This is a genomic window from Nocardia sp. NPDC004123 (assembly GCF_053603795.1).
The window spans coordinates 39,776-50,024 of record NZ_JBSGGG010000041.1; the positions used below are offsets into that span (position 1 = coordinate 39,776).

Here is a 10,249-nt window from a genome sequence, read left to right on the forward strand (position 1 = left end):
GGGAAGTAGCGGCAAACGAGCACGGATAGAGCGGCAGAATTCGTCACACAGGGTCGGCATTGCCCCGAGGGCGCTGGTGGCCGGTCAGAATTCACATCGATGGGGCCAGCTGACCGGCCCGGTTCTCTGCTGGGGTCAGAGGAGCTTCAGCAGGTGCAGGTCGTCGACGTATTTGTGGACAAGGGCGGGGGAAAGGTGGGGGATGTCGGCGTCGGGGCCGAGATTGGCCTGCTGCACGGCGGCGCGGAAGAGGTCGGCGGGGAGGACGGAGCCTCGGGTGGGTTCGGCGGGGGTGCGGTAGGCGTCCAGAAGCGGGAGGACGGATTGCTGGCGTTGCTGCTGGGGCAGGGCCAGCAGGGCGCTCTCGAAGCGGGACAGCCATTCGCCGTAGTCGTCGAAGCGCTGGACGGGATGGCCCTCGTCGATGAGCCAGTCGACGAACTGGTCCAGGGAGATGCCGTCGTCGTAGGGGTTCAGGACGTCGAAGCTCTGATAGCCGCTGGTGGCGCGGCCGCCGAGGGTGACGATCGCCTCGGCGGTGAAGTCCGCGGGCAGGCCGTCGTAGTGCGACCGCTGCCGATGGCCGCCGGAGTCGGTGCGGTAGAACGACTTCGGCGCCATGCCGGTCACCAGGATGCTGAGGAGCAGCCGGGTGAACATGTCGGTCACGTTGAGCTGCCCGGCGTAATAGCTGTGCGCGAGGATCATGTCGGAGCGGAACACCGCCACCGGCAGCCCGAACCGCTCCTGCGCTTCCCGTAGTAACACCTCGCCGGCCCACTTGCTGTTGCCGTAGCCGTTGGCGTAGCTGTTGTCGAGTATCCGCTCCGGGCTCATCTCACGGATGTCGCCGTCCTCGGCGAACATCCCGGGCGGCACCTGGCCGGCTACCGCCACCGAGGACAAGTACGTGACCGGCTTGCGCTTGCCGGTGAGGGCCAGCCGGATCACCTCCGCGGTGCCGACGACGTTGGGGCCGAACAGCTGGTCGTAGGGCAGCACGTGGTTCACCAACGCGGCGGGATGCACGACCATGTCGGCGGTGTCCGCCAGCCGCTGCCAATCCTTTTCCGTCAGACCGAGATTCGGGTAGCCGATATCGCCGGGTAGCACCTGCAGCCGGCGTTCGGACAGCTCCTGGTAGTGCCGCAACAGCGCCGGATCGCCCGAGTCGAACACCGCGTCCAGCCGCGCGTGCGCCGCGTCCGCGTCCTTGCCGCGGATGATGCAGATCAGGGCGCCGTCGACGGCGTCCAGGCGCTCCAGCCAGCGCAGGCACAGGAACCGGCCCAGGTACCCGTTGGCGCCGGTGAGCAGCACGGTCCGCGGCGTCGTGGCCGCCGGCGGCAGCGCGGGCGCGGCCTCCAGAGTGCCGGCGTCGATGAACTTCTCCAGTGTGAGGTCTGCGGCGCGGATCCGATCGCCGGTGCCGTGCACCGAGACCGCGGTCGCGCGCCGCCCCGCGGTAACCTGCTCCTCCTCGATGTATCCGGCCAGCTGTCGCAGGTCGACCGCGGGACTGACGATCACGCCGACGGGCACCTGTATCCCGAAGATCTCCTGCAGCAGGTTGGACAGCGACAGTGCCGACAGCGAATCGCCGCCGAGATCGCCGAAGTGCGAGTCGGGCCGGATATCGGCGTCGGCGCAGCCCAGTAGCGCCCGCACCGCCCGGTGCACGATCTCCGGCACCGGTCGGTCACCGATACCGCTTCGCAACGCGGTCAATTCGTCGGTCTGCTGCCGCTCCAGCTCCCGGTAGAGTTCCTCCAGCTGCTCCCCGTAGCGCTGCTTCAGCTTGGGCCGCAACAGTTTTCCGACACCGGACAGTAGCCCTTCGGCGCGCGTGAACGGGTGCGTCTCGATGATGATGTCGCGCGGTATCTCGTACGAGGCCAGCCCGGCATTCTGCGCGATCTTCTGCAGCGACTGCAGGACGGCGGCCTTCAGATCGTCCGGATGCGCATGCAGCGCCTCGTCGGTGGGCACCACCACCGCCAGCACGTAGGCGCGCTCGCTGGAGCCGTACACGTAGATCTGCCGGACCAGCGAGCTGATCGCGTATACCGCCTCCAGTTGGGACACGGCGACGAATTCGCCCTGCGAGAGCTTCAGCACGTTGTTCCGCCGATCCACATACACCAGTTCGTCGGGGCTGATCTCGGCCATGATGTCGCCGGTGCGGTAGAAGCCATCGGCGTCGAACATCTCCGCGCTGAGCTCGGGCCGCTTGTAGTACCCGGGGAACATCGTCATCGTCTTCACCAGCAACTCGCCGCGCGGATGCGGCCGGTCGTCGTGGTGGTAGCCGAGTTCGGGCACGTCGGCGAGCTTGTAGTCCAGCACCTGGGGTCGGCTGATGTGGTTGTCCCGCATGATGCCTCCGGCCTCGGTGGAACCGTACCCGTCGTGCAGCGGCAGTTCGAACACGGACTCGATGAAGGCCCGCGTCTCCGCGGACAGCGGCGCGGTCCCGCAGCTCATCGCCAATACGCGACCACCGAACTGCCGCTCCCGCAGGTCGATTCGCACCTCACGCTCGGCGGTGGTGCGGTCGGCGCCGTCCGCGACACGCTGTTCCACCTCGCTGACGAACTCCTGGAATACCAGATCGCACACCCGCGGCACGAAGGACACCTCGGTGGGCCGCACCAGCGCGAAATCGTCGAACAGGGTGGACATGTGGCTGCCGGCGGTGAAATACGCAGTGCCGCCACGCATCAGCGTGCTGACCACCTGCATCCGCCCCGCCAGGTGGCTCTGTGGCATGTAGTTGAGCTCGATCGCGGGCAGCGAAATGCCATCGGTTCCGTAGCGGGCACGCCACATCGCGGCCAGCATCTCCTCGGTGTACATCGCGCCCTTCGGGGTGCCGGTGCTGCCGGAGGTATAGATCAGCATGGACAGCGGATTCTCGTCGGCGGCGGGCACGAACAACGGGGCGGGAGACAGGCTGCTGCCTCGGTCGAGCACGGTGTTCAGCTCGGCCACCACGATGGGACTGTCGGCCTGTGCCAGTCGGTGGCGGGCGGCCTCCATGGCGGCACGGTCGCTGTCGTCCTCCGGGTGGTAGTCGAAGACCAGCAGTTGCTGCGGGGCGGCGGTCCCGGCGAGCACCGCGTCCACGGCCCCGTCGAGCATCTCCAGGCTGCAGGCCAGCACCCGAGGAGAGGTCTCGGCGAGGATCGCCGCCCACTGCGCCGGCGTCGCGCTCACCTGCAGTGGCACCGAGACCGCGCCCTGCCGGGTGCAGGCGAAGTCGACCGTGATGTAGCCGGGGCTGGTGAACCCGAGGATCGCGACGAAGTCACCGGCACGCACCGGATGCTGCGGGTCTCGGTGCCATGCGGCGGCCAGCGCGCCCACCCGCGACCACAATTCCCGGTAGGTCATGGTGTCGAAACGCGGCAGCAGCCGCCGGACCCGGCGCCCGGCGGCGTCGGTGCCGAGTTCGGTACCGCGCATGCCCAAGGCCGGCCTGTCGGCATACCCGGCTGCGACGGTGTCGACCATCTGGGCCAGTCGCAGGCCGGGCCGCGCGGCGGCGGCGATGACCTCCTCCGACGGCATGGCATCGCGCACCTGCTGGTCGGTGAACACCTGCTCGATGCGGTGCTGCTGTTCGGTTTCCCACGTATGCGTCGCCATGGCCGGTCTCCCTGGGTCGTTCGATGGACTACAACTAGAGAAAACCTCTGGCAAATTCGAAGTCTAGTTCCGTGCCTCCGGCGCGCGCCACGATCACGGTGGACCGGGCGAATACGCGGCGACATCGCGGGCTTGTGGTAACCGACGCAATCGCGGGTACGTGGCGACGCCGCACTCGGTCGGCATCACCGCCCGCCACCTGGGCATCGCAACCATCGAGGCGCGGTTCGCTGACACTCTGAGGGTCAGTTAAGCAAGGCTCCGTGCTTACGAGGACACCCGGGACCGGACGAGACCCAACGATCTCCCACTGAATCCGCTGCCCGCCAACGTCTTTCGAAACTGCGTTCAGCTGCGAATAGTTGACCGTCGGCCGCCGAATCTCTAGGCGTACAAGTCTTTCGATGGCTCTTGACGGCAATTCGTAGTGTCGAGTGCCGGCACTTTGTTCCAATCCCTAGGTCGCAGGATCGATTCCTGCCAAAGGCACATCCGGTGACTGGCCCGGAGGCGATGGCCGCAGAGAGCTAGCTTGTCGGAGCCGGCGGATCCACTGGCTCCGTGGTGTAGGAGAAGAAGCTCGCTTCGACTCGAGGAAGTCGCAATTCGTAGCGGATCGCGCTGATGAACTGCTCGAAGAGTGCTCTCGCGCAGGTCCGGAGTTGCTGCTCCTGTTTGCGGCGGCGGTTTTCTGGTTTGCAGTCCGTTCAATGGTGGTCAATCCGGTCGGGTGGGTGTTTCGCGAATGCGATCCGCAGCAGCTACTCCGTATGCTTCGCCCGAGGAGGTCGACATGTCCGAAGACACACCGGCAATTCCGTCCTGGGTGCCCCGAGACTCATACCCCTTCGAGCACCGCTATCTCGACCTGGGCGGCGCTCGCGTCCATTACGTCGACGAAGGCACCGGTCCACCCCTGCTACTTCTGCACGGCAACCCCACCTGGTCGTTTCTCTACCGTGAGTTGATCACCCATCTCGGCGGCCAATTTCGCTGCATCGCTTTGGATTACCCCGGGTTCGGCCTCTCACGTCCGGGCCCTGGATACGGTTTCACGCCCGCCGAGCACGCGACAATCGTCGAGCGATTCGTCACCGAGCTCGACCTGTCGGGCGTGATGCTCATGGTGCAGGATTGGGGCGGACCGATCGGGTTCGCGGTCGCGACGCGGCATCCGGATCGGTTCGCCGCGTTCGTGATCGGCAATACCTGGGCCTGGCCGAAATCGGATCTGGGAACGCAGATATTCTCCCGGACGCTGGGCGGTCCGATCGGCAGCTACCTGATTCTGCGTCGAAACTTCTTCGTCGAGAAGCTCATACCGCTCGGTGTCCGGCGCCGGACGCTATCGGAGTCGGTAATGGACGCCTACCGCGGGCCGTTCCCGACGTCCGAGTCGAGGCGTCCGATGCACGTATTCCCCCGCGAAATCCTCGGCAGCCGACCGTTTCTCGCCGAGATCGAGCGAGGGCTGCCCGCCCTGGGTGACAAGCCCGCCTTGCTGGTGTGGCCGACGAAGGATGTGGCGTTCCGCGAACCGGAGCGTCGCCGCTGGGAGCGGGTCTTTCCGCAGCATCGCACCGTCATCCTGGAGGGCGCGGGCCACTACATCCAGGAAGACGCGCCCGAGCAGATCATCGCCGCGATCCGGGAATGGGCGCCGCAACGCGACGGCGAAGGGTGAACCAGCGACAGAACCGGGTGGTTGGCGTCGTTGCGGGTGCTGCCTTCTACCGATCCGGCTGACGCCAGCCAGCACGAACCCTCGCCCGACTGATCGCGACCTCCACCTCGCAGTGCCACTGCAACGCCCGGACGACGGCGGCTGATGGTCACGGTACCTCCGGGCATTCGATTACTCGGCCGTGTCATGGGTCTGGGCTACGGCCCACGCCGCGATCTGCCCGCGCGAGGTGAAGCCCAGTTCGATGAGAATATGTTCGACGTGCCCCTGCGCGGTTCGCGGCGAACCGACCAGGCGATCGGCGATTGCCTTGTCGGTCAGTCCTTCTGCGGCGAGGTTGGCGACCTGGCGTTCGCGCGCGGTGAGGCGCTCGGGCGAACGATCGGCCGACGAGGTGGCTCGGGATGGTTCGCCGAGTGCGAAAGCGACTGCGGCATCGAGACTCAGCAGACCTACCCATTGGTTCTCTCACCGACGCGCCGTATTCAGAATTCGGATATAACCTGACCAGCGGCTATTCGAACTTCGTCGTTTTGCACCCGGAACCTCGCAAGGAGTCCCGAACATCGGGGTCCTGGACTCGTGCGAAAAACAACGACAGTGGCTTGACCAGCACCGATGAGGACGCGCAGGCTGAGTGCATGGAGGCCCGCGACGTCGTGGTCGGGCAAACCTATGCGGTGCTGATTCCACACCGGATTTCGCCGGGGCGCCGTCTCGACCGTGATCAACCCGGCACGCCGGCGTCGGCGTGGTGGTGGATGACCGGTACTCGTTTCCGGCTCACCGTCACCGAGGTGGACTCGACCAGCAGACCGGCCATGGTGGAGGGGCGACCGATCACCGAAGGCCCCAGCATCGAGGTCGTGCTGACCGACGAGCAGGTCACTGCGCTCACCGCGCTGGGTCTGCCCGGTGGCGAATATCGCGTGCGCGGACGATTGGTGGACGACCAGGACCGTCCCGTGGGTTTACCCGAGCCGCTGCGCGTCCCGGCTCGCTGGCTGCAGCCCGCCGAGGGGATCGACCACCGCACCCATGGCAACCTCGATCCCTATTCGGGGTGACCGTGTGTGTCTTCCGCGCCTCGGCCCGCACCAGGCAGTCGATCTCCAGCCCATCGACCAGTCATGCCCGCAGACCCGAAACCAGCGAAAACACCACACCGCGGCAGCGACCCTGGGTCTGCGGGAATTCGACCCGAGCCGCACCCGGCATCGAGTGGAAGGAGGACATGAGATGCCCGATCCGCTGACTGCGCTGACCCAGGCCGGGTCGAGTGCGCTGTATAACGCGTTCTGCAACTCCGGCAGCGTCACGCAGTGCCAGGGGCTGACGGGGAACGGCAAACCCTGATCGACCCGAATCCAGAAAAGCCCCTCACCTATCGAACTCGATGGCGAGGATCTCGAACACCGACACCCCGCTGGCCACTAGCTTCACTCGGTCACCGACTGCTATCAAGGGGTCGCCGCAGTACTCGCCGAAAATTTGGGCGGATATCGAAGAAACCGCAGCTGAGGGTGCAATCGGTCGTGACGCCGGACCCAAAGAGGCGCGACCTCGAAATCACCCCCACCAGGGGATATGCCCGAACTTCGTTGATTCTCGGCGATTGCTACCGGAACCCCGGATAAACGCAGCGATCAATTGCTCGGAAGAATCTGGCGGGGTTATGGTTGTGGCGCTGCCAGTGCTATTCGCCGTGCCGCGGATGTATCGGCCCGTATTTCCACCGCTGATTCGGTAGCAGTCGACCGAGTATCTTCCACGCACGGTGCGCGGGGATAGCCCTGGTGCAATCGAGTTGAATGGATCATCAGAAGGATCAGCAATGTTCGCAATGACCAGGCAAACGGTGGCTCGGGCCGTCCTCGCTGGTGCGATTGCGGTGGCTCCGGTCACCGCCGTGACCGTGCCGGCCCAGGCCGATGTGGTCACCAACTACGCCCCCACCCCTGTCGATCAGCACTGGGACCACGGCTGGGACAGTAAGCACTTCTTCTTCCCTCCGGGCTGGGGAATCCCTCCGGGATGGTTCAAGCATCTACTGCCGTTCGAGTTCTTCGACTGGTTCGATTGGGACTAGGAGAGCGTTCAATACGACCGCCGGCGCCCGACACTCGCACACGGACGCCGATGTTGAGATGCGCCTGCACGCATGTCCGGATTGCGGTGTCGGATGGCGTGAGCCTGCGCATCGACCCTACGAGTGATGGAGCCAGCGGGTATTCGGCTCCCCGGCAGGCCCGGATGGTGGCGGCATGGGGCGTGGTCGTGACCGATCGTGCCGACTACCCCGCGCGCTTCACCCCGGCCTGGTCCGCGGCGTAGCGGGCGCGGGCATCGGCGATGATCGTGACGCCGTGCTCGCCGATCCCGGGTATCGCCAGCAACTCGGTGTCCGACAGCTCGAGCAGATCGCCCATGGTGCGGACTCCGCGCAGATACAGCGCCCGGTCGGCCCGGAAGTACGAACGAACGGTCGAAGACGCCGAGAGTCTCGGCTATGCGCCACGGAGGGCCGCCTGGTGACGTCCCTGACCCAGGACTACCCGGTCCGTGATGAGGACGCCGCCCGGTTGTCGGGGTTCGTGCGCCGCCATGTGCGATTGGAAGGCCACTACTCTTTCCATCTGCCCAACCTCGGAGGTGGTCACCGGCCGCTGCGTGATCCGGCCGCTGCCGAAGACGACTGATCAGACAGATAGAGCGTCGCAGCCCGCGAATCATTTTGGATAGCATGCGGTTTCGGCTGTCATCACCGTCTGATACCCGCGCGACAGCGAGCATCGCATGGACATCGGACCTGAAATCCGGACTGCTGCCGGAGTCGTGCGGGGCGGGCAGGAAAGCCTTGTCGCGGTCTTCCGGGGCATCCCCTATCGGGTCCCTGCGGCTTTCACTGAAAATCGGGCGAATGTTCCGTAATTCATTGGACGGCAACGAATTACGGTATAGGCACGATTTTCGGCGAAAACTACCTTTACCGGGCTTGCACCGGATACGAAAACGCGACGGTGCGCATATCGACCGCTTCGGGGCGCAATCGCTGCTGCTGGCAGTGGGTTTCGGATGCCTGGGCACCGGTGATGGTAGCGATCCCCGGTGCGTCGCAGGTGGGTGTGGCCCCGCTGCCTGCGGATTCCGGGGCCCTCCCGTGAGGTTGGTGCCGCCACGCGGTCGCCCTGGCTGTACACCAGGACTAAAATTTGGCACAAGGCGGAGGGATATGACTCAATACCCACCCGATATCGAGATGATCGCCGCGATGCCTCGTGGCGGTCCGGATGCGTCTTGGCTCGACCGGCGGCTACAGACCGGAAGGCTCGAATACCTCGACAGATACGACGTGCCCGAGCAGCGCAAGCGGAGGATCGTTACGTTCCTCGATCGAGTCGGCAACGTGTTCGGTGACCACGACCGCAACGCGCAATTGGTCGCCGGACGGCTCGCCGGCCTCCGCAATCCGCGGGTGCTCGAATTGGGCGCCGGCCACGGCGAGCTGGCGGCACGAGTGCTCGACCTGCACAGCACCGCGACGGTGACAGTGACCGACCTGGACCCGAAATCGGTTGCCGCGATCGAAGCAGGTCCCCTCGGCGCCCACCCGCGCGCCACTGCCAGGGTGGCCGACGCAACCGCCATCGACGCACCCGACCATAGCTACGACCTGGTCGTGTTAGCGACCTCCATGCATCACCTCCCGCCCAGCCTCGCGTACCGGGCCATCGCCGAAGCCACCCGTGTCGGGAGGAGATTCCTCGTCCTCGACGTGATGAGGCCGCCGGCGATCGCCTTGGCAGTGGTGCCCTTGCTCACCCTCCTCCCCGTGATCTTGATCGTGATGGCCTGCTCCTCGCCGTTCGCGGTCGCCCCGGTCCTGCACGACGCGTACATCAGCTTGTTGCGCTCCTACAGCGCATCGGCGTTCATCGCACTCGGCAGCGCGGCCGACCCCACGATCACTGTCAAGTTCCTGCCGACAGCCAAGGGGCAAGCGGCCGTGCTCTACACCAAGCCGTCGAACGCTCACTTCACCGGCCGCATGCTTCCGGTGACCTACCGCCACTGGGTTGCTGTCGGTGATGGCGCAGGTCCACGCCGTGCCAGGTGATCATGCGATTGAGGTGCAGGGTCGGCCTCGGTGACAGGTGGGGACCAACTGGGGACCACACGGCTTGCGTCGCAACGAACTTCGCCCGTTCGCGGGTGATCTCGGATTGCACGCGCATGACGTGCGACGTGCACAGATGCCATGGCAGCATCCTGGGGGTCGAGTGGTCGCAGGTTCAAATCCTGTCAGCCCGACAAAGAGCCGGTCTTCGGACCGGCTCTTCTCGTATCCATGTCACTGCTGCTAGCTACCATTGCTACGGCGACGGAGAACGAGGAGCCCCGATGAGCCTGCACGACCAGCTTGTGGAAGTAGCCGCCGGCATGGACGTACCCGAAGGATTTCGCGCGGACGCGAAAGGCGATGTGATCGTGGTGTCCCCTCAACGACCCGAACACTGGAACATCATCCAGGAGATCGCCTTTCGGGTCCGGCTCGCGGACGCGGAGCTCTCCACCACATCGGACGTGAAGATCGCAGGAACCGGCGAGAACGACAAGGCCCCCGACGTGGCGATCTTCCGCAAGGGTGAAGCCCTCCATGCCCGGAACGCGCTAGCCTTCTTCGAGGTGGTTTCGCCGAGCAGCATCGAGGCCGATTACATCGACAAGGCCCGCCTCTACGCCGAGGCCGGAGTTCCCGAATACCTGATCGTCGATCCGGCACGCGAAACCTGGACACTGCACTCCAGCCCGTCCGACGGTGAATATCAGCTCACGTCGACGAAGCCGATCAGCACACCAGTTCGAGTCGCCGATATCGAGTTCGAGCTCTAAGAGCACGTTCGCGGGTCCGGACGG

General features: G+C 65.5%; 8 protein-coding genes and 1 pseudogene. 6 read left to right on the forward strand and 3 right to left on the reverse strand.

Features of this window, described 5'->3' with window-relative positions:
* Positions 1-135: 135 nt before the first annotated feature.
* Positions 136-3,648, reverse strand: coding sequence for a carboxylic acid reductase (gene car / locus ACWEQQ_RS41700; protein ID WP_452352115.1), 3,513 nt, complete (start codon positions 3,646-3,648; stop codon positions 136-138).
* A gap of 793 nt (positions 3,649-4,441) precedes the next feature.
* On the opposite strand from car, the gene ACWEQQ_RS41705 reads away from it, so the two are divergent.
* On the forward strand, positions 4,442-5,332 hold the full coding sequence (locus ACWEQQ_RS41705; RefSeq protein ID WP_452352116.1) for an alpha/beta fold hydrolase: 891 nt from the start codon (positions 4,442-4,444) through the stop codon (positions 5,330-5,332).
* Positions 5,333-5,503: 171 nt separating this feature from the next.
* Here the strand turns inward: ACWEQQ_RS41705 and ACWEQQ_RS41710 are convergent.
* Positions 5,504-5,779 (reverse strand): annotated as a pseudogene (locus tag ACWEQQ_RS41710) (response regulator transcription factor); the annotation flags it as partial.
* A 158-nt stretch (positions 5,780-5,937) separates the two neighbouring features.
* On the opposite strand from ACWEQQ_RS41710, the gene ACWEQQ_RS41715 reads away from it, so the two are divergent.
* Both ACWEQQ_RS41715 and ACWEQQ_RS41720 read left to right on the forward strand, forming a co-directional pair.
* Complete coding sequence (locus ACWEQQ_RS41715; RefSeq protein WP_452352117.1) at positions 5,938-6,399, forward strand: hypothetical protein; 462 nt, start codon at positions 5,938-5,940, stop codon at positions 6,397-6,399.
* Positions 6,400-7,175: 776 nt separating this feature from the next.
* Entirely contained in the window at positions 7,176-7,421 is a 246-nt protein-coding gene (locus ACWEQQ_RS41720; RefSeq protein ID WP_452344676.1) for a hypothetical protein, read from the forward strand.
* Between the two features lie 205 nt (positions 7,422-7,626).
* On the opposite strand, the gene ACWEQQ_RS41725 is transcribed toward ACWEQQ_RS41720, so the two are convergent.
* A complete protein-coding gene (locus ACWEQQ_RS41725) occupies positions 7,627-7,761 on the reverse strand; it encodes a hypothetical protein (RefSeq protein WP_452352118.1) in 135 nt (44 codons plus the stop codon).
* Between the two features lie 102 nt (positions 7,762-7,863).
* Here ACWEQQ_RS41725 and ACWEQQ_RS41730 point away from each other — a divergent pair, with 102 nt between their 5' ends.
* The 3 genes from ACWEQQ_RS41730 (at position 7,864) to ACWEQQ_RS41740 (ending at position 10,225) form a co-directional block, all read left to right on the forward strand.
* Positions 7,864-8,031, forward strand: a complete 168-nt coding sequence (locus tag ACWEQQ_RS41730) for a hypothetical protein (RefSeq protein ID WP_452352119.1) — start codon at positions 7,864-7,866, stop codon at positions 8,029-8,031.
* Positions 8,032-8,591: 560 nt separating this feature from the next.
* Positions 8,592-9,449, forward strand: coding sequence for a class I SAM-dependent methyltransferase (locus tag ACWEQQ_RS41735; protein WP_452352120.1), 858 nt, complete (start codon positions 8,592-8,594; stop codon positions 9,447-9,449).
* A 284-nt stretch (positions 9,450-9,733) separates the two neighbouring features.
* Positions 9,734-10,225: a Uma2 family endonuclease gene (locus ACWEQQ_RS41740; protein ID WP_452352121.1), complete on the forward strand. Its 492-nt coding sequence runs from the start codon at positions 9,734-9,736 to the stop codon at positions 10,223-10,225.
* Positions 10,226-10,249 lie beyond the last annotated feature (24 nt).

What these genes read in the sequence shown, in the direction of transcription:
- car (WP_452352115.1), bottom strand. Translation starts at nt 3,648, where the DNA reads ATGGCGACGCATACGTGGGAAACCGAACAGCAGCACCGCATCGAGCAG.
- ACWEQQ_RS41705 (WP_452352116.1), top strand. Translation starts at nt 4,442, where the DNA reads ATGTCCGAAGACACACCGGCAATTCCGTCCTGGGTGCCCCGAGACTCA.
- ACWEQQ_RS41720 (WP_452344676.1), top strand. Translation starts at nt 7,176, where the DNA reads ATGACCAGGCAAACGGTGGCTCGGGCCGTCCTCGCTGGTGCGATTGCG.
- ACWEQQ_RS41725 (WP_452352118.1), bottom strand. Translation starts at nt 7,761, where the DNA reads ATGGGCGATCTGCTCGAGCTGTCGGACACCGAGTTGCTGGCGATACCC.
- ACWEQQ_RS41735 (WP_452352120.1), top strand. Translation starts at nt 8,592, where the DNA reads ATGATCGCCGCGATGCCTCGTGGCGGTCCGGATGCGTCTTGGCTCGAC.
- ACWEQQ_RS41740 (WP_452352121.1), top strand. Translation starts at nt 9,734, where the DNA reads ATGAGCCTGCACGACCAGCTTGTGGAAGTAGCCGCCGGCATGGACGTA.